The organism is Ruegeria sp. C6 (assembly GCF_056537625.1).
The window spans coordinates 656,614-675,908 of sequence record NZ_JBQFRW010000002.1 but is presented as its reverse complement, the minus strand read 5'-3'; the positions used below and the strand labels follow the sequence as shown (position 1 = coordinate 675,908).

The following is a 19,295-nucleotide window of genomic DNA, read 5'->3' as shown; positions in this document are numbered from 1 at the left end:
TCAAAACAACTTTCAAAGAACGCTTTTGACCAACAAGTGCGACAGGCTGTTCAGAGCAGTTCGATTGTGGCACGAAGTGGGTCCAAAACAAGGACAATCCAAGCTTACCAGAATGCCGCTGGCGGTGCATTCTTGGCTCAGGCCTTATTGGGGTTGATAGCGCGGCCCGTTCAGACGAACTCCAATAGTAGTGAAGCGCCCCCTTACTGGCGGGTATCGGAAGGTCATGAACCTAGAATGGATGTATTGACTGCGAGATCCCGAGTGTCGGGTACGAAACGCAACGACATGCAGCTACAGGAACGGCTGATTCTGGCAGAACAGAACTTCGCTTTGGCCAATTACACCTCATCGATCCGAACCGAGACCATTCTGGGTTTTCCGGGGTTCACGATGGACACGCTGGATAAGTCGCTATGAATGTTGATCGTGCAACTCTGACCGAATTGGAAGCTTGCTTGTTGAATGTCGCGGCGACACTTGAGCGGCCATTGACAGTTGCAGCACTGAACGCCTGCCAATCTGGCGATACAGGTGAGTTGACCGTGCGCGATGCGATGCACGCGGCACAACGAGCAGGCCTGCAGGTCGGGTTTGGTGCGCGAAAGCTGTCGGCATTTGATGCACCGCTGGCACCTGCGATCTTGTTGTTGGAAGGCGATCGCGCCGTTGTGTACCACGGACGCACGCGCAATGGCGATCTATTGCTTTACGACCCCGCTTTGGATGACGGTATCGGAGAGGTTCCCGAAAGCGGCGTGGGCGAAGTCTACACGGGCTATGCATTGTTGTTTCGACCCTTGCACCGCGACGAAGTTAACACAGATCAAGCGGATCAGCGGGGTCATTGGTTCTGGTCGGCCCTTTCCGCAAACCGCTGGTCTTATGTTCAGGTGGCGCTGGCTGCGGCGATGGCAAACGTTCTGGGGCTTACGACCTCAGTCTTTATCATGATCGTCTACGACCGGGTTTTGCCCAACGAGGCGACCGAGTCGCTGATAGCTTTGACGCTTGGCGTGGGGTTGGCGCTTCTTTTTGACTTCGCGCTGAAGCTCCTTCGCGCGGGGTTCATAGATCGCGCCGGCCAGAATGCTGACATGTTCATGGGACGGCGAGTATTTGACCAGGTGCTGAATATTCGCATGTCGTCCCGAACGGGCTCAACGGGTGCAATGGCCAGTACAATCCGCGAATTCGAAACTTTGCGTGAATTCTTCACTTCTGCCACACTCGTCGCTGTCGTAGACTTGCCATTCATCGCGGTATTCATATTCGCGATCTATATGGTGGGCGGCCCGCTGGCGCTTGTCCCGGCACTCGCTGTACCAGTCGTTCTTCTCAGCGGACTGGCTGTTCAACCGATCCTGTCGCGTCTTGCTGAACAAAGTTTTGCAGACGGACAGTCCAAGCAATCTGTTCTGGTTGAGGCTGTATCAGGCTTGGAAACCATCAAGACAACCGCCGCCAGTCGGCAGATGCGAATGCGGTGGGAAGGTGCAATTGCACGCCAGTCAAACTACGGATCACGCAGCAGGGCCGTTACTCAATTTGCCCTGAACCTAACTGGATTTACTCAGCAGGCCGCGCAAGTACTTATCGTCTTTTATGGTGTGTTTCTGATCACGGATGGCCAGACGAGCATGGGGGCACTTGTTGCGGCGGTGATGCTGACCGGACGTGCCCTGGCACCGCTGGGACAATTGGCGCAAACCCTGACACGTGTCAATCAGGCACGCAGTGCCTACCGCAATCTGGACACGTTAATGCAGGCAAGCAATGAGCGGCCTGAAGGCAAATCTTGGATCAGCAGATCCGAGTTTTCCGGGCGGATAACGTTTAACAATGTTCATTTCGCCTATCCCGATCAATCGGAAGACGCGATGAAAGGTGTCTCATTTACAATCGAACCCGGTGAAAAAGTCGCTGTCCTGGGCCAGATCGGGTCGGGCAAGAGTACGATTGCGCGACTTTTGTTGGGCCTCTACCAACCGCGTGTGGGCTCGGTGATGTTGGACGGGCTGGACATTCGCCAGATTGATCCCGGCGACTTGCGGCGAAACATTGGTTCAGTCTTGCAAGACATCTGGCTGTTTTCCGGCACCGTCCGGGAAAACATTGCCAGCGGGTCGGTGCGCCCGCGTGATGATGAACTGATCCGTGCAGGGCGCATTTCCGGTGTCGAAGATTTTATTGCGCGGCACCCACGGGGTTATGATCAGCCTGTAGCCGAACGAGGAGAAGGACTGTCAGGTGGTCAAAGGCAGGCGATTGCATTGGCCCGGGCGCTTATCGGGCATCCTCCTGTCCTGCTGCTGGATGAGCCTACGAGCGCGATGGACGTCAAATCCGAATCCGAAATTATACGCCGCCTTAAAAAGACCACGCCAGATACCACGATGATCATTGTGACGCACCGAACCAGCCTGCTGGAACTGGTGGATCGGGTCATAGTGATTGAGGATGGCAAAGTTGCAATGGACGGACCCAAAAACATCCTGACCCAGACAGTTCGCAAACCCGGGAGGCATCTGAATGTCGCGGCATCCTGATCTGGAAAGCCTCGCCCGTGAAATGCGTGGAGGGTCACCGCTGCGGGGATCATTGCTGCTCCTCCTGATACTCAGTTGTTTGATAAGCGCCGTCGCCTGGGCTCATTTAACTGAACTCGACGATGTCGTGAGGGCAGATGGGCGTATCGTGCCATCCGGCGATATTCAGGTGATCGAAGCGACCGAACCCGGTGTTTTGCGGTCCGTTCACGTGCGCGAGGGTCTGGTGGTTGAGGCTGGTACATTGCTGATGGAGCTGAATACTACTCAGATCGAACGAGAGTTGAGCCAAGAGCAACAGCGTGCCTTTGGTTTGATGGCCCGCGTACAACGACTACGTGCCGAAATCGATGGGGCTGAGCTTGAGTTCGACGACGATCTTCTGACTGGCGCGCCAGATGTCGTGCGGTCGGAGACTGCGCTGTACCACGGTCGGCAAGCAGAACTTGAAGCTGAGATTGCAATTCTCTCTCGACAGCGCGAACAGCGGCAACGCGAGTACGAAGAGGGATTGGTTGACCAGGTCACGTCAACCGAGACCCTGAATGTGTTGGCCGATGAGCGCGCTATGATGGTGCCATTGGTCGAACAGAAGATGGAACCGGCAACAACCCTTTTGGCCCTGCGCCGCAGCGAGGCGGAATGGAAAGGCCGCAAGGTCAGAGCAGAGGCGATGATCAACCGGTTGAAAGCCGGGCTGGATGAAGTGGATGACAAGGTCCGCGCGACGCGCAGTCGGTTTCGCAGTGCCGCACTAACTGATCTGGCTTTGGTTTCGGCAGAGCTTGCCGCCTTGCAACCTGCCCTGCCCTCTTTGCGTGACCGTGCGTCTCGCGCGCTGGTCCGGGCCCCCGTACGGGGTGTCGTAAACCGGATTCACCGGACGACGATCGGCGGGATGGCCCGAAGCGGTGAGGAACTGATTGAGATTGTTCCGTTGGACGACCGATTGTTGGTGGAAGCCTATGTTCGACCCAAAGACATCGCCTTCCTGCACCCAGAGCAAAAGGTCAAAATCAAGATCACGGCCTACGATTTTTCGCGGTACGGCAGTCTGGATGGCGAGATCGTTCGAATCGGTGCCGACACCATCACTCGCTCGGAACGAAGTGAGGAAGAGGTTTTCGTCGTCGAAATTCAGACTTCAGACACGATGTTGGATGCGGGTGGTACAGCGGTTGAAATCATCCCAGGAATGATCGCTCAGGTCGATATTCTGTCGGGGCGAAAGTCAGTTCTGGATTATCTGATCCAACCTGTTCTGAAGATAAAAGACGAGGCGCTGCGCGATTGAAGAAAACGACAGATGGGCAGCAGATAGCAAAGCGCCAGCCGATAGACATCTTAGGCGTCGGGGGGGACCGACGACTAAGACCAGGTCACGTCACCAAGAAAGATATATCCCGCACCATATATCGTTTTAATAAGGCGCGGGTTTTTGGGATCTTCGCCCAGCTTCGTTCGCAAGCGGGAAATCCGAACATCCATAGCGCGGTCAAAGCTGTCACCTGCCCCGCCACCCAACATGTCCTGCATGCGCGCGCGGCTGATCAGGCGTTTGGGACTTTCAAGAAACAATCGCAGAACCTCACCTTCGGCATGACTGAAAGGTGTCTCGACGCCATCGGCATTGATCAAGACATATCGATCAAACTGTGCGGTCCAACCATTGAATTCGGCTATGTCTGAATTCGGCGTTGCTGGTCCAGTAGAGCGTAGCCGGGCGCGGACCCGAGCAATTACTTCGGCTGGATCAAATGGTTTGGTGATGTAATCATCTGCGCCAAGCTCCAATCCCGTTACCCGGTCCTGCACCTGAGCGCGGCCTGATATGATGATGACGGCAGCACCTTGCTCAAGCGCAAGTTTGTGCACAAGTGCAAGTCCATCAGTATCCGGCAATGATAAATCCACCAAACACAGATCCGGAGTGACCCTTTTCAGCGAAGCTTCAAATTCACGGGCACGTGAAAAGCTTTGAGTTTGAAACCCGGCATCTTCCAGCGCTTCCGTTAGGATACGGCGGATTTCAGGTTCGTCATCGAGAATGGTCACCAAAGGTTGTGTCATTCAGGCGGCCTCGGTTCGGATCAACGCCGACAATTGCGACGATGTGAATGGTTTGCTTAGGACAGGTGCACGGGTCAATGCCTGATGATGTAGCGGGTCATTTAGCGGCAGCGACGTCATCAGTATACAGGGCAACGCACCATTCAGGCGGTCGACAATGTCGATCCCAGTGCCTTCGCCCTCCAGCTTAATATCTGATAGAACCAGCGCGATATCACCGATTTCCGACGTCAAGGTCAAAGCTTCATCGACCGAGCTTGCCTCGATCACCGAACACCCCAAATCGACCAGCATGTCCCGGAACTGACTGCGCAGGTCATCGCTGTCTTCAACCAACAATACGAGACCCGCTTGCGCGGACGGGGCAGGACGGTAGGGCAAACGTATCACGACCGAAGCACCAGAAGGCGTGTTGCGCAAATTAAGGTCACCGCCCGCCAGCTTTACCGTGTCGTAGACCATTGGAAGTCCCAACCCCGAGCCATCGCTGCCTTTGGTGGAAAAGAATGGGTTTAACGCCTTCTTTAATGCTTCCCCGGTAAACCCCGGGCCAGTGTCCGACACCGTGATCTCAACCCATATTGTCCCGATTGCATGCGCAGTGATCGTGATCTGGCCCGATGTGCCGCAAGCATCCCGCGCATTCAGAACCAGGTTCAGCAGTGCATCCTGAACCATGCCGGGATCGAGCATCAGCGCCTTGTCGGGTAGAGTATTGACCACCGACAACCCCATGCCCCGCGGCAAGGACGGGGTGGCAAGGATTCGCAAATCCTCAAGTAAACCGCGCATATCCGTCGCCTGAGGTTGAGGCGTGCGATTGCCGGTCATGTCTGCGATGCGATTCAGCAATTGCCCCCCGCGTCGGGCAGTTTGTTGCGTAGCCGTGACTAGCTGATCGGCTTCCTCGGGCAGATTCATCCTCTCTAATCGCGCCTGCATGCCCAGAATGATGGTCAGCAAATTAGAAAAGTCATGGGCAAGCCCGCTTGTCATCTGCGCCGCCATGGCTCTGCGCCGCGTTTGCTGAAGGGCAACACGGGCTTGAGTTTCTTCGGTGATATCCACCGACATGACATAAACACCACCCGCTTTATCCGGGGTGAACGATACCCGAATGCGGCGTGAATCCTGATCTTCGGTAAACTCAAAAACCGAAGGTTGGCCTCCATAGGCCTGTTCCAGATGTGGCTTTACCCGGTCATAGGCAGATGACCCCAAAGCCTTTGATATATGAAGGCCCAGAATGTCAGACGGACGGCCGGGCATGACCGAACTAAGGCGGCGGTTTGAGTAGTCGTATCGTCCATCGGCATCCAGATGCGCGATATGAGCCGGCATCATCTCGGTCGTCATCCGCGTGCGGGCCTCGATCTCGGTCAGTTGACGCTTGGCTTCTTCCAGCGCGGTGATGGTTGCGGCCAGTTTGCGGTTGGTTGCAGAAAGCTCTTCGGCATGGCTAAGAAGTTGGTCAGACAGTTCTTCTGAACGGGCACGCAGCAAATCTTCTACCCGCTTCGTGCGAGTTATGTCGGTATAGACGGCCACCCAACCCCCATTGGGCAAAGGTGCACCTTCGACCGAGATCACCTGACCATTGGGCCGGGTGCGCTCCATATAATGCGGCTCGAACGCGAGGGCCTGTGAAACGCGTAGCTCGACCATCTCGTCAACATCGCCGACCGAACCGTATTCCCCGCGGCTAGCGAGAAAATAAATTGTGTCGCGAAACAGAGCCCCCGGCTCGACAAGTTCGTTTGGCAGGTCGAACATTTCCTGAAACCGCAGGTTGCTGACAACGAGACGCAATTGGCTGTCATAAATTGACAGCGCCTGACCGATCAGGTTCAGGCCAGCCGTGGTCATCGCCTTGATGCGCTGTTCGGAAATGTCCAAATTCGTCCTCCCCTGCGCCCATGGGTATCACCAGTTCAGGCGCAGGTGTAGGGAGATTTACCTATCCGTGCAGCGGCAAATTGTTCGCGGCACGGTAGGATTGAACATAGCCGCGTGCCACTGATCGAACGGCTGTTCCGATCTGCGAATACGCCTCGTCCGGTAGGTTCGCAAAGGACACGCGAGCCGACCAGCCCGGAGCATCAAATCCGCTGCCGTTCAGTAGAACGATCCCATAGTCTTCCGCCAATTTGAACGCAATATCCAATGGGTGAACATTCTGCTTGATCCAAGCCACGACATCTTCACCGACATATTTTCGCAACCAATATTCGAAATCGATGATGCCGTAATAGGCGTCGTAATGCTCACCTGCCTGCACCTCGACGCCCATCGCTTCGGTCAGCAGTTTGAAACGGCGATGAACCAGCTCCATGCAGGCGGTCTGATAGATTTTCTTGCTGTCGACCAATTCACTGAGTGAAAACAGCGTCATCATAACCTGCTGCGGCAGCGACAGGCCTGCTGTGTGGTTCAGGGCCACATCGCGGCTATCGGCCACAAGCCGGTCGATAAAGCGAATGTCACGCGGTGTCAGGCTGAGCGTGCCATAGCGCTTGTCCAGGGACTGTTTGATCTCATCCGGATGATCCGCCAGCTTGAGATCGAAGATGTTATCTTGCGCCACGGCAATCACGCCGAGACGCCAGCCGGTGCAGCCAAAATACTTCGAGTAGGAATACACACCGATTGTGTTGCGCGGCAGATGGCCCATGACCGAGGTAAAATCGTGCACAAAGGTGCCGTAGACATCATCCGTTAGCACGATCAGATCAGGCCGGTGATTTTCAACCAGATCCGCTAGTTTGCGAAGTGACGCGGTACTGAGCGCGACCGAAGACGGATTGCCGGGATTGACTAGGAAGAACGCCTTTACCTTGGGATCTTTCAGCTTTTCCACTGCGGCATCCGTCAGTTGGAAGCCGTCTTCCTCGTCGGTTTCCACATGGACGGATTCAAGGCTGTAATCCTCAAGCTCTGGCATTTCCAGATAGGGGGTGAAGATCGGTGTACACAACGCGATCGTATCACCCGGGTTCAGCAATCGGTTGGCTTTGAGCGTCTTGAAGATGTAGCACATCGCCGCCGTGCCGCCTTCGACTGCGAACAGATCGAACTGAGCGTCAGGCCGGTGGCCCCGACACATGGACCACATCAGGTATTCATGGGCAATGGTGGCATTGTGTTTCAGGATGCGGTCAGGCACCGGATAGTTATCACCGATGATCGAATCCGTCAGTTCATGCACAAACTCGTCCGCATCGAAATCAAATGCGGATATGGCATGCGCCACGAGCTCAAGCAGCGTATCGACGCCCGGCGTTTCGGAATTATCAGACGCCCAGCTTTGCAGCCGACCATGGCAACCTTTTTGCGCCGGCATTCCGCCTAAACCAGCGGGGTGATCCATCACACGTTTGGATTCAGTTATGGCAAATTGACCAAGGGCAAAGAACGCCTCACGCGGACGGGTGGCAACCCAGTTAGGATTGCCGCGCCCCGCGTTCAGGAAAGCGCTATTGGCCTTACGCGCCTCGGCCGAGGCCAGTTTGATCAGCTCATCCTTGATCTGAAACGGGCTGAGTGCTTCGTAATCGTGCAGCGCTACTCTATCCATTACGTGAACCTCTCCAAATCAGCTTAGGATCAAAACAACGACCATCCCGAAGATGGTCAATAGTGTATTTCCGATCGCATACGGCATTCCGTAGCCAAGCGCCGGGATGCGACTTTGCGCGGCTTCCTGGATCATACCCAACGCGGCAGTGGTGGTGCGTGCGCCTGCGCAGGCACCAAACAGAATAGCCGGGTGGAACTTGAATACGTAATGCCCGACGTAAACTGCAAAGATCATTGGTAGCGAAGTCGCGACGATTCCCCATAGCAGCAGCGCAATACCGGCCTGTTGCAGTCCCGCGACAAATCCCGGCCCTGCGGTGATCCCTATCACCGCGATAAAGACGTTCAGGCCCAGCGTGTTCATCAACCACAGTGCCGGCCCCGGGATGCGCCCAAAGGTCGGGTGCACCGTACGCAGCCAACCCAGCACCAGCCCAGCCAGCAGCGCGCCTCCGGTAGTGGAAAGGCTGATCGGGAAACCACCCATCATGACTGACAATGTTCCAATGATGCCGCCGATGAAAATCCCCCAGCCTACAAAGGCCAGATCCGTGGTGTCTACCGGGCGGTCGGCATAGCCAATCTGGGCAACTGCGGCCTCGACATGCCGCTTGCTGCCCTGAATTGTGACGATGTCACCACGATGCACGACTGTCCCGGGTAGCAGCGGCAAATCCTGCATGTTTCGCATCAGTTTCGAGACATAAATGCCCCGCGCGATCGACAGTTTGCTTAGCTCTTCAAGCGTCTTGTTATGAACCTCTTTGCTGGTGATCAGCACATCCAGTTTTTCCGACGGTATGCTCAGCAGATCAGGCGCGTCAGCTTCTGTAAGATTGGTCTCAAGCAAACTCACCAGATCAGCGCGGCGGCCTGAGAACATCACAACATCTCCGGCCTGCAATACGGTGTTATCATCTACCTCTATGATCTTCCCGTCGCGTCTCAGGCGTTCGGCATAGATGCGGATACCGGGCATCAGATCTTTGACCGGTTGCCCTAGCAAATCGCTACCTTCTGGGATCTCAAAGGCCCGCGCCTCGATCGCGCGATATGCCGAGACGATGCCATCACCGGTTTCAACCGACGTCGTGCCACCCAGCTTAGCCTCATATTCCTTGCAGGCCGCGACCAGATCGACGCCAATCAGACGCGGGCCGATCTTGGCCAGAATGATGGCCGACCCGATTGTGCCGTAAATATAGGTCACCGCATAGGCAATCGGAATCTGGTTCGCATAGGTTTTGGCCTGTTCCGCCGACAGGCCCAGCTGGCCGATTTGGTCGGTGGCAACACCGATCGCCGCTGAAATCGTCTGCGATCCGGCATAAAGCCCCGCGGCATAGCCAAGTTCCAGACCCGCGACCTTGGCTGCGATGATCGGGATTACAAGGCAAAGTGCGAGCACGCTGAGCGCAAAGAACACCTCGCGCGCGCCGTCTGCTTTCAGGCCGCGGATGAACTGAGGTCCGACACCGTAGCCCACAGCAAAGATGAACAAGATGAAGAAAGTCGATTTGACCGCCGAGTCGATTTCAATCTGGGCCTGCCCGATCACCACCGCCGCCAACAACGTTGCCGTGACCGTGCCCAGACTGAACCCCATCAGTTTCCAGGGACCAACGAGAAAGCCGATACCGATGGACAGGAACACCGCCAATTCAGGGTAGTTTTGAAGAATATGCACCAGCCAATCGACCATCAATCACCTCTCAATCCGCGCCTGACAGGCATTTGAGGCAAAAGCCGGAGACAAGGTGAAGAAGCGCCCAATTGGCCCACTTGCTGCCCGACCAAGCCGCCTGTTCGAACACACAACCGCAACAGGAAAACTTCGGCCTCACGATACCTTACAAAGGACATTTGTCTATAATTATCTGAATATTAATAGTTCTGCTTGTCCGCCCTCATTCAGAACACCCTGACTGAGCCTGCCCCACAATGCAAACACGCGAAACGCATGGCTCGCCCGCTCTGCCTGCTCCAGAATCGGAACCATGGGCTTCACTGTCGCTCTACCGCAATGCGCGGGCGCAAAATCCTGAGGGGTTCGAACAAATCCATTGCAGCGACCCGGTGTTTGCCATCACATACCGCTATGACACGGCCGACGATTATTTCCGAGACCAGCGCAACCGGCGTTTGTATCCGCCTTGCCGGAGATCTGCGCACTCAATCGTTGGATCGTGTAGAAGCGGGTTTTGCCGCCCAAAAGCCCAACGGCCAAGATGTCATTGTGGACATGTCGCAAGTTGAATCGCTGGATACCGGAGGGGCCTGGCTAGTCGCCAATTTGGTGCAGCGGATGGGAAGCGAGGGCGCTCAGGTCCAGATCGAAGGGTTGGCCCCTGCGCATTCGTCATTGATCGAAACAGTATCGCACAACATACCCGAGGTTACAGGAGAAGAACTGCCGCCGCATGGCTTTGTGAATTGGGTTGCCCGGATTGGGCAAAAAACTTTTGGCGCCTGGCAGGACACATTATCAATCATCGGCTTTCTTGGCCTTACTCTGCACCGATTGGTCCGGACTCTGATCATGCCATGGCGACTGCGTCGTGCTGCGTTGGTGTCGCAGATGGAGCAAGTCGGCTTCAAGGCGCTGCCGATTGTGTCCTTGATGGGTTTCCTGATCGGCGTCGTTCTGGCCTTCCAGGGCGCGACGCAGTTGAAACAGTTCGGGGCTGAGATCTTTGTTGTCGAATTGATCTCCATCTCGATCCTGCGTGAGCTTGGTGTCCTGCTGACAGCGATCATCGTCGCAGGTCGCTCCGGGTCGGCTTTTACGGCTTCGATTGGCTCGATGAAGGTGCAGGAAGAGATTGATGCGATGCGCACCCTGGGGTTGGATCCGATTGAAGTTCTGGTCATTCCCCGTGTTCTGGCGCTGTTGATCATGTTGCCCATTCTTGGCTTTGTTGCCGATATGGCTGGCCTGATCGGCGGAGCGTTGATGAGTTGGATCGACCTCGGTGTCAGCCCCGGCATGTTCCTGACCCGGTTGAAGGAAAATACCGGCGTCGCACAGCTTGCCGTCGGGATGATCAAGGCACCGTTCTTTGCACTGGTGATCGGTGTCATTGCCTGCTGGCAGGCTATGCAGGTCAAAGGTTCATCCGAAAGCGTTGGTCAGCGGACGACGGCCTCGGTCGTGCAATCGATCTTTATGGTCATCGCCATCGACGCCCTGTTTTCGATCTTCTTCTCAGAGTTGGGGATCTGACATGGATGGAGCCGCGCTTCAGGACAAGCCCCAATCCGACACGAAACGCGAGGCCGTTATTCGTGTGCGCAATTTAACCAACCAGTTCGGCGAGCAAGTGGTCCACGACAACCTCAACCTCGATGTCTGGCGCGGTGAAGTGCTGGGTGTTGTCGGTGGATCGGGCACTGGGAAGTCCGTGCTTTTGCGTACGATCGTCGGGCTGAACAAGCCCAAGTCGGGAAGTATTGAGGTTCTTGGCGTCGATGTTCTTAATGGCCCCGAAGAAGAACGTCAGCGGATCGAAAGAAGCTGGGGCGTGGCATTTCAGGACGGTGCGCTGTTTTCCTCACTGACTGTATTGCAGAACGTGATGGCGCCTCTGCGCGAGCACACGGGTATCAGTGAAAAATTGATGGCCGCACTAGGTGGGCTGAAGATCAGTCTCGTTGGCTTGCCTCAACTAAGTTGCAGCAAGTTCCCCTCGGAACTGTCCGGTGGAATGCGCAAACGCGCTGCGTTGGCCCGCGCACTGTCGCTGGACCCCGAAATCGTTTTTCTGGACGAACCAACTGCCGGGTTGGACCCGATCGGGGCCGCCGCATATGATGACCTGATCGGGGAACTTCAGCACACGTTGGGGCTGACCGTGTTCATGGTAACGCATGATCTGGACAGCCTTTATGCCATATGTGATCGCGTTGCGGTACTTGCGGAAAAACGCGTGCTGGTTGAAGGTCCGATAGAAGAGATGACCAAGGTCGACCATCCTTGGGTTCAGGAATATTTCACAGGCCCCCGCGCCCGTGCGGCACAACAGAAGGGGCAGGACAGGTAGAGTCGATGGAGACCCGAGCGAATTACATCCTGATCGGTGCGTTCACCCTGGCGGGCATCCTTGGTGCCTTCGGGTTCTTTCTGTGGCTCGCCAAATTCGAAGTGACCCGGCAATACGCCTATTATGATGTGTTGTTCGACAATGTCTCGGGCCTGTCGGCTGCAGGTGGCGTAAATTACAACGGCTTGCCCGTGGGTCAGGTGGTTTCCTTGGACTTGGACAAAGAAGACCCGTCAAAGGTGCGAGTGCGGCTTGAGGTTGATGCCGACATCCCTGTTACCAAAGAAACCATCGCACAGTTGCAATCTCTGGGTGTGACAGGGGTTGCTTATGTTGAGCTTTCCGGAGGGTCTCCAACCGCAGAAAGGCTGGCCCAGAATAGTGTCATCCCAAGCAAGCGCAGTTCGATTCAATCCTTGCTTGAGGGTGCGCCAGAGGTTCTGGAAAAGGCGGTCACCCTGTTGGAGAACCTCAATTCGGTTGTTGATGACAAAAACCGAAAGGCGGTGTCGGATATCCTGAACAATCTGGCAGAAGCGTCGGGCAAGCTGGATAAAACTCTGACGGATTTCCAGTCGCTCTCGTCCGATTTGGGCGGTGCGGCCAAAGACGTTGGAGAATTTACCAAGAGACTGGATACGTTGGCGAACACGGCCGAGACGACGTTGAGCACAGGAACGGACACGCTGAAGAGCATCAAAGAGACCTCAGAATCCGCCAAAACAACGCTAGAGACTGCAAATAACGCCATTGCCAGTGCTGAAAGCGTGATTCAGGAAGATATCCGGCCCTTTATCGAACGCGGGTCAATCCTGGCCGAAAGGCTGACTCGGCTGTCAGATGAAGGCAGCGTTACGCTTGAGGTAATCAGCGAGACTGTTCTGAATGCAAACACCACCCTTGAATCGGTTACATCGACTATGGATTCAGCCAAAGGGGCGCTCGATTCAGCAGAGAGGGCGTTTGACTCGGCAAACCGCGTGATGGACGAGGATATCTCACCTGTCGCTGAAGATGTGAGTAAGGCGGCCAATCAGGTTGCGGAAACCGTCTCGAATATCACCGAAAAGATTGACAAGATTTCCGACGATGTTCTCAGCGCCTCCCAATCGGCGTCGGATCTGCTGGGAACCATCGACGGGATCGTTCAGGACAACCGCCGTCAGGTTTCGGACTTCTTGCGCGTTGGGTTGCCTCAGTTCATCCGGTTCATCGAGGAATCACAGCGTCTGGTCATCAGTATGGATAGATTGGTCGACAAGGTCGAACGCGACCCGGCCCGCTTTTTGTTAGGCACCCAAGCATCGGAGTTTCGTCAATGATACGGCCCTTAATATTGACTCTGGTTTTGGCCGCTTTGACGGGCTGCACGGGCTTGGGCACGCTGCGGCAGGCTTCTAAGCCCAATGACTTGTATTTGCTGACACCCAAAAGCACGTTCTCGTCATCGCTGCCGCGAATCCAAAAACAGATCGTTGTCGAAGAGCCCACAGCGACGGCGGCCGTGAACACCGATCAGATCGCCGTGCAGCCCACCTTGCTTCAGGTACAGTATCTGCCGCGGGCCCGATGGGTGGATCGCGCGCCGTTAATTGTGCAGGCGCTGATGGTCGAAAGCTACGAAAATTCGGGCAAGGTCGCGGCCGTAGGACGTTCGACCGTAGGCCTGAGAGCGGACTATGTGATCGCGCCTGATCTGCGCGAATTTCAGGGCATCGTCATCAGCGAAACCGAAGACACGAAAACGGTCCGCGTAGAAGTGCGCATCAATATCAAGATTATCGATGAGTATGAGGACAAGATCATCGCTTCAAGCTCATTCCAGGAAGCAGTGCTGGCGACGAGCGATAAAACACCCGAACTGGTGGAGGCCTTTGATATCGCCTTGGGCAAGACAATGCGGGATGCCGTGGAATGGAGCATCCGCAAAATCCATACGCATACGCTCAATAACCCGCGATCAAGACCTAGCTAGTGGTCGCTAGAACTGGCTCGCTGAGGCGACTTGCCAGTCAGCGGCGAACTCTTCAGGGATGGTCTTGCCCAACAGAGAGCCGTCATCCAGAAAGCTGTATAGCTCGGCATAAGACCGCTCTCGTTCATCCGCATTTCGGCGCCGGATGTCGGCAGGGCGCAGGTCGGAAACTTTTGCTTTGCCCATAGCCCCTAATATCTCGCGGAAGCTTTCAAGCGTCGCGTCATGAAACCGATGCACGCGCTGTCGTTTCTGTGGCACATTCACCGCCCGCCCACGGATCGGATCTTGCGTCGCTACCCCCGAGGGGCACCTGTTGGTGTTGCAATGCAGCGCCTGAATGCACCCCACCGCAAACATCATCGCCCGCGCCGCGTTACACATATCCGCACCCAAAGCGAATTTCTCGACCATATCGAACCCAGTGGCCACTTTGCCCGAACAGATCACCCTCATCTTGTCGCGGACTCCAATACCGCGCAGACAGTTGTTTACAAAGATCAGTGCCTCGTTAAGCGGCATCCCCAATCGGTTGGTGAACTCGACCGGGGCAGCGCCAGTGCCCCCTTCCGCGCCGTCCACCGTGATGAAGTCAGGCAGAATCTCAGTTTCCAACATCGCTTTGCAAATCGCCATAAACTCGGATCGACGACCGATGCACAGTTTGAAGCCCACGGGCTTGCCACCTGACATCTCTCGCAGATGCTGAACGAAATGCATCAATCCATTCGGTCCATCAAAGGCCGAATGAATGGGTGGGGAAATCACATCCTGATGTACTGGAACCCCACGAATCTCGGCGATTTCTTCATCCACCTTTGCTGCCGGTAGGACCCCGCCATGAGACGGCTTCGCCCCTTGCGATAGTTTGATCTCGATCGCTTTGACGACATCTTTCTTGGCCTTTTCGGCAAACAGGTCCTTATCGAACCCACCTTCAGGCGTGCGGCATCCAAAATATCCTGTTCCGATTTGCCAGATGATGTCTCCACCTTCTGCCAGATGGTGGGGGGACAGTCCGCCTTCGCCCGTGTTATGCGCAAAACCCCCATCTTTTGCACCGCCATTCAAAGCACGGATTGCGTTGGCGCTGAGTGCACCGAAACTCATTGCTGATACGTTCAGACGCGACGCATTGTAGGGTTTGTCGCACTGAGGGCCGCCCAGTATCACCCGTTCTTCGCTCTCTTCGACGTGCTTGGGGGATAGCGAGTGATCAGCGCGGTGATAACCTACCGTCATGATATCGTACTGAGTGCCAAACGCCTGAGTATCCACCTGCCCCTTGGCGCGGGAATAGACCAGACTGCGGATGATCCGATTATAGGGCCGCCCGCTTTCATTGGTTTCAACGAAATACTGCCGGATTTCAGGGCTGACAAACTCCAACATATATCGGAAGTGACCCAGTACCGGGTAGTTGTTCAGCACATTATGCTTGGTTGTCAGCATATCGTAGAGACCGACAACCGCATAGGGGATCAGTATGATCAGCAACCAGTGGGCGGGTGGCCAGAAAAAACCCCAAAGCAAAGTCAAAGGCAAGCAGACATAGCTGAGGAAATAGTAAAGCCTGCGAACAATCATTTCCTATCTCCCTGAGTAGCGCTGTGACAGCGTGACTTTGAATGGACATTGGGTCCATGACCCTGCTCTTCATCCAGAACGTGGAACAAATTGACCTGTTTGCGCAAGCCCTTGCTAATCAAACAAAGATAACGGTTGGGTTAGCGAGGCCGGTTGAACCAAGCAAAAGCAGTCTGTATGCAAAATGAAACGCTGGTCAGAGCAGGATCAACCGCAGTGTCGAAAACAGCGCCTGTATTCGGGCATCGCGCCCTGATGTATACAGCCGTCTTTGTGGGGGGTGCTGCAGGGTCGTTGCTGCGCGAGCTATTTTCGCTGGAGATCCCCGGCGCTCCGTTCCTAACCGCGACTTTCGGCATCAATGTTGCGGCCTGTTTCGTTCTAGGTTGGCTCTATGCCATTCGAAATCGTGTCCACGCCCACGTCCTGCATCTAGGGGCCGTTGGATTTTGCGGTGGGCTATCGACGTTTTCCTCATTCGTCGCCGAGCTGGAAAGACTGGCAGAAACCGGGAATTGGTTTGTGGTTATCGCCGTAAGCGCGGAGATCGCATTTGGTATTACGGCGGCGGTTCTTGGGGAAGCGCTGGGTCGGCGGCATCATTCCCGGGAAACATCGGAATGACGACCTTGTATCTGCATGCCATGTTCGCATTGGGCGGAGGATTGGGGGCTGTACTGCGGCATTGGCTGGCGCTTCGGGTGACGCATGATCTGCCGTACTCGACCCTGATCGTGAATGTTCTGGGCAGCCTTCTGCTGGGTCTATGGATTGGTTATCTGGGTGGCTCTGCAGAAATGGGCGAAGAGGAAAAACGCCTTGTATTCGGGTTTTGCGGCGGCTTCACCACATTCTCAAGCTTCGCCTATCAATCGCTGCAATTGCACCGTGAAAGGACGATCGTATTTGCTGCCGGTAACATCGCTCTCAGCCTCGTCTTGTGCTGGTTCGCGCTATGGCTGGGCCTTGTTCTGACGCGCTAGTGAACGGGTGCTGCAGCCCTTTGGTCGGGCCTGGGCGCGCGGCAGAAGAACAACAGTGGGATCGTGGCCAACGCCAGCAGTCCAAGATTGTTGAATACTGTAAGGTACGAGATCATCTCGGCCTGCCGAGCAATCTCTTGTCCCAAAATGGCGGCGCCCTGGGCGCTATCGGGTGTCAGCCCCAGCCGCGCAAGATAAGCCTGTGCAGCAGGATTGTAGGGTGTCACATTCTGGCTGAGCACTGCCGTATTGGTTTGCAGGCCTCGCACGACCCAAGTCCCCACCAATGAAATACCTACCGAAGAGCCAAGCTGCCTGGTGACGTTGAATAGGCCCGAGGCCTCATCCTGCCTTGATTTACTGATGCTCTCGAATGCCAGAATAGACATCGGCACAAACACCAGCCCCATCCCCAGACCACTGACAAAGCCCGGCCAAGCCAGTTGCCAGAAACCGGCGTCGAGGTTGAGTGTGCCCAACATGAAATTCCCCACTGCTGTCAACAGCATCCCCAACCCGGCTAAAACTCGTGGATCAAACCGGGTGACCAGTACGGCCCCGGTCAGCACCATCGATGCACCTGCGGCGATCCCGCGCGGTATGAACAAATGACCGGATTCGATCACGGGGTAATCGAGCAGGCTTTGCACAAAGGTTGGCAGTATGGCGATCCCGCCAAACAATGAGATCGCGAACCCCGCTATCACCAGGTTGCACAGGGCAAAGTTGCGATCCGCAAAAAGGCGCAAATCAACGACAGAATGCCGGGATGTCAGAGAATGGACTATGAACCCCAGCGCCCCAAGAACCGAAGCGATCAGCGCCAGCTGTATCATCCTCGATGACAGCCAGTCCTTGGTCTCACCTTGGTCAAGAATGAATTGAAGGCATCCGATGCCAAGTGCCAGCAGCGCCAGACCTTTCCAGTCGATGCGCACCTCTTCGGTTTTGTCGTCCGGCAACTCGCCCGCCAAAAGCAGCAGGGCCATGGCAGCGACCGGAAGGTTGACGAAAAACACCATTCGCCACGAAAAATACTCTGTCAGGACTGCGCCTACAGTTGGGCCCAACACTGGTGCGACCACGACGCCCAAGCCAAAGACCGCCATGGCCTGCCCCCGTTTTTCGCGCGGAAAGGCATCAAACAGGATGGACTGCGACAACGGGATCAGGAACGCGCCGAACATCCCCTGCGCCAGGCGGAACGCGACGATAGTCTGAAGACTCCATGACAGGCCGCACATGACAGACATTGTGGCAAAACCCGTGACCGCAGTCAGGATCAGCCTGCGCCGCCCGACCCGACGCGCGACAAACCCGGTCAGCGGCATGACCACAACGGCTGAGACGATATAGCTGGTTAAGATCCATGTCGCCTGATCGGTTGTGGCCCCAAAAGCCGCCTGAATATGCGGCAACGCAACATTGACGATGGTACTGTCCAGAACTTCGAGAATTGCACTGAGCACGACGGCCACGACAATCACGCGATTGATATGGCCGGCATCAGTCATTGGCTGGTTCCGGTTGTATCCACCGTAACTTTGCTGCTGCCTCCTACACGTAGCGGAGCATCAGTTGGATCAAGCTCAATCCGCACCGGGAAACGTCGAGTGACCTTGACCCAGTTGCCGCTGGAGTTTTCGGACGGCAACAACGAAAACGTATCGCCCGAGCCTCGACCGATCGACGCAACCTTGCCGGTCAGGGTCGTGTCTGGAAGCATATCCACCTGCACTGTGACCGGCTGACCGGGTCGGATGCGTGGCAGTGATGTTTCCTTGAAATTTGCATCGACCCACCAGTCAGACGACTCGACAATGGAAAATTGCGGCGCATTGGCCGAGACAGACGACCCTGGCCGCAGCGTCAGATTTGCGATCCAGCCATCGGCCGCGGCATAGACCTTGGTCCAGACAAGATCGGCCTGCGCGATTTCCAACGCAGCCTGTGAGGACAACACATTGTCCTGCCGGGCCGCGAGACCACTTTGCAATGCGGAAAGCTCGGACCGGCTGGTGGTCAACCGGGCCGAAGCCTGTGCGAATTCGGATGTAGTTTGGTCCAGCGAGGCCTGCGCGAGGTCCCCGTCCGAAAACAAAGCTCGGGCGCGTTCAAGATTGCTCTGAGCCGTTTCGTAGAAAGAGTTGGCGCTTTCGACAGCGGCCTGTGCAGCGGTGATCTGGTTCGAGAAGGAGTCAGCCTGCTGAATGGCACTGTCCAGATTAGCTTTGGCCTGATCGACCGAGGCTTGGAACTGTGTCGGATCAATCGAGAATAGCAAATCGCCTGCATTGACCGGCTGGTTTTCGACCACCGCAACGTCTGAAACCTGCCCGGTCACCTGTGCGGCCACATAGATGATATTCGCGCCGATATAGGCGTCTTTTGTTGACGGATACCGCTCTTCATGCCGCCAGAAAAGGAACAATCCAACAGCAATCGTGACCAGGATCCCTGCGGCGGCAATTGCCTTGAATGACTTCATAAGCAGCTTCCTTTTTGGTGCCTAAGC

The 19,295-nt window shown here is 55.7% G+C and carries 16 protein-coding genes; 9 read left to right on the top strand and 7 right to left on the bottom strand.

Annotation, left to right across the window (positions count from 1 at the left end):
* Positions 1-264: 264 nt before the first annotated feature.
* From ACR0MJ_RS10600 to ACR0MJ_RS10590, 3 genes are read left to right on the top strand one after another with little or no spacing between them, the layout of a single operon-like run.
* The gene (locus ACR0MJ_RS10600) at positions 265-420 is read left to right on the top strand and encodes a hypothetical protein (RefSeq protein ID WP_170561501.1); all 156 of its coding nucleotides are present in this window, start codon (positions 265-267) and stop codon (positions 418-420) included.
* Positions 417-2,549, top strand: a complete 2,133-nt coding sequence (locus tag ACR0MJ_RS10595; RefSeq protein ID WP_480760916.1) for a type I secretion system permease/ATPase — start codon at positions 417-419, stop codon at positions 2,547-2,549. The genes ACR0MJ_RS10600 and ACR0MJ_RS10595 overlap by 4 nt, the downstream gene beginning before the upstream one ends.
* Positions 2,533-3,843: an HlyD family type I secretion periplasmic adaptor subunit gene (locus ACR0MJ_RS10590; protein ID WP_480760915.1), complete on the top strand. Its 1,311-nt coding sequence runs from the start codon at positions 2,533-2,535 to the stop codon at positions 3,841-3,843. Before ACR0MJ_RS10595 ends, ACR0MJ_RS10590 begins: the two co-directional genes overlap by 17 nt.
* A gap of 74 nt (positions 3,844-3,917) precedes the next feature.
* Here the strand turns inward: ACR0MJ_RS10590 and ACR0MJ_RS10585 are convergent, their stop codons facing one another.
* The 4 genes from ACR0MJ_RS10585 to aspT form a co-directional block, all read right to left on the bottom strand.
* Entirely contained in the window at positions 3,918-4,619 is a 702-nt protein-coding gene (locus ACR0MJ_RS10585; protein WP_170394537.1) for a response regulator transcription factor, read from the bottom strand.
* A complete protein-coding gene (locus ACR0MJ_RS10580; protein WP_480761045.1) occupies positions 4,620-6,485 on the bottom strand; it encodes a PAS-domain containing protein in 1,866 nt (621 codons plus the stop codon). It lies immediately after the preceding gene.
* A gap of 91 nt (positions 6,486-6,576) precedes the next feature.
* Positions 6,577-8,193, bottom strand: coding sequence for a bifunctional aspartate transaminase/aspartate 4-decarboxylase (locus ACR0MJ_RS10575; protein ID WP_480760914.1), 1,617 nt, complete (start codon positions 8,191-8,193; stop codon positions 6,577-6,579).
* 18 nt (positions 8,194-8,211) lie between these two features.
* Positions 8,212-9,897 carry an aspartate-alanine antiporter gene (gene aspT, locus ACR0MJ_RS10570; protein ID WP_170407834.1) on the bottom strand — a complete coding sequence of 562 codons (1,686 nt, stop codon included), beginning with the start codon at positions 9,895-9,897 and terminating at the stop codon, positions 8,212-8,214.
* A 396-nt stretch (positions 9,898-10,293) separates the two neighbouring features.
* Between aspT and ACR0MJ_RS10565 the strand changes: the two genes are divergently transcribed.
* From ACR0MJ_RS10565 to ACR0MJ_RS10550, 4 genes are read left to right on the top strand one after another with little or no spacing between them, the layout of a single operon-like run.
* The gene (locus ACR0MJ_RS10565) at positions 10,294-11,418 is read left to right on the top strand and encodes an ABC transporter permease (RefSeq protein WP_480760913.1); all 1,125 of its coding nucleotides are present in this window, start codon (positions 10,294-10,296) and stop codon (positions 11,416-11,418) included.
* 1 nt (position 11,419) lies between these two features.
* Positions 11,420-12,235 (top strand): ABC transporter ATP-binding protein, encoded by an 816-nt coding sequence (locus ACR0MJ_RS10560; protein ID WP_170611638.1) that lies wholly within the window; start codon positions 11,420-11,422, stop codon positions 12,233-12,235.
* A gap of 5 nt (positions 12,236-12,240) precedes the next feature.
* On the top strand, positions 12,241-13,557 hold the full coding sequence (locus ACR0MJ_RS10555) for an MlaD family protein (RefSeq protein WP_480760912.1): 1,317 nt from the start codon (positions 12,241-12,243) through the stop codon (positions 13,555-13,557).
* Positions 13,554-14,210 carry an ABC-type transport auxiliary lipoprotein family protein gene (locus ACR0MJ_RS10550; RefSeq protein WP_170407827.1) on the top strand — a complete coding sequence of 219 codons (657 nt, stop codon included), beginning with the start codon at positions 13,554-13,556 and terminating at the stop codon, positions 14,208-14,210. Before ACR0MJ_RS10555 ends, ACR0MJ_RS10550 begins: the two co-directional genes overlap by 4 nt.
* Positions 14,211-14,216: 6 nt before the next feature.
* On the opposite strand, the gene ACR0MJ_RS10545 is transcribed toward ACR0MJ_RS10550, so the two are convergent.
* Positions 14,217-15,797, bottom strand: a complete 1,581-nt coding sequence (locus tag ACR0MJ_RS10545) for an FMN-binding glutamate synthase family protein (RefSeq protein WP_170407824.1) — start codon at positions 15,795-15,797, stop codon at positions 14,217-14,219.
* Between the two features lie 216 nt (positions 15,798-16,013).
* Here ACR0MJ_RS10545 and ACR0MJ_RS10540 point away from each other — a divergent pair, with 216 nt between their 5' ends.
* Together ACR0MJ_RS10540 and crcB are read left to right on the top strand one after the other, a co-directional pair.
* On the top strand, positions 16,014-16,421 hold the full coding sequence (locus ACR0MJ_RS10540) for a fluoride efflux transporter FluC (RefSeq protein WP_480760911.1): 408 nt from the start codon (positions 16,014-16,016) through the stop codon (positions 16,419-16,421).
* The gene (gene crcB, locus ACR0MJ_RS10535; RefSeq protein WP_170407821.1) at positions 16,418-16,780 is read left to right on the top strand and encodes a fluoride efflux transporter CrcB; all 363 of its coding nucleotides are present in this window, start codon (positions 16,418-16,420) and stop codon (positions 16,778-16,780) included. The genes ACR0MJ_RS10540 and crcB overlap by 4 nt, the downstream gene beginning before the upstream one ends.
* Here crcB and ACR0MJ_RS10530 read toward each other — a convergent pair.
* Positions 16,777-18,294 (bottom strand): DHA2 family efflux MFS transporter permease subunit, encoded by a 1,518-nt coding sequence (locus ACR0MJ_RS10530; protein WP_480760910.1) that lies wholly within the window; start codon positions 18,292-18,294, stop codon positions 16,777-16,779. The genes crcB and ACR0MJ_RS10530 overlap by 4 nt on opposite strands.
* On the bottom strand, positions 18,291-19,268 hold the full coding sequence (locus tag ACR0MJ_RS10525) for an HlyD family secretion protein (RefSeq protein ID WP_170407817.1): 978 nt from the start codon (positions 19,266-19,268) through the stop codon (positions 18,291-18,293). Before ACR0MJ_RS10525 ends, ACR0MJ_RS10530 begins: the two co-directional genes overlap by 4 nt.
* Positions 19,269-19,295: the final 27 nt, after the last annotated feature.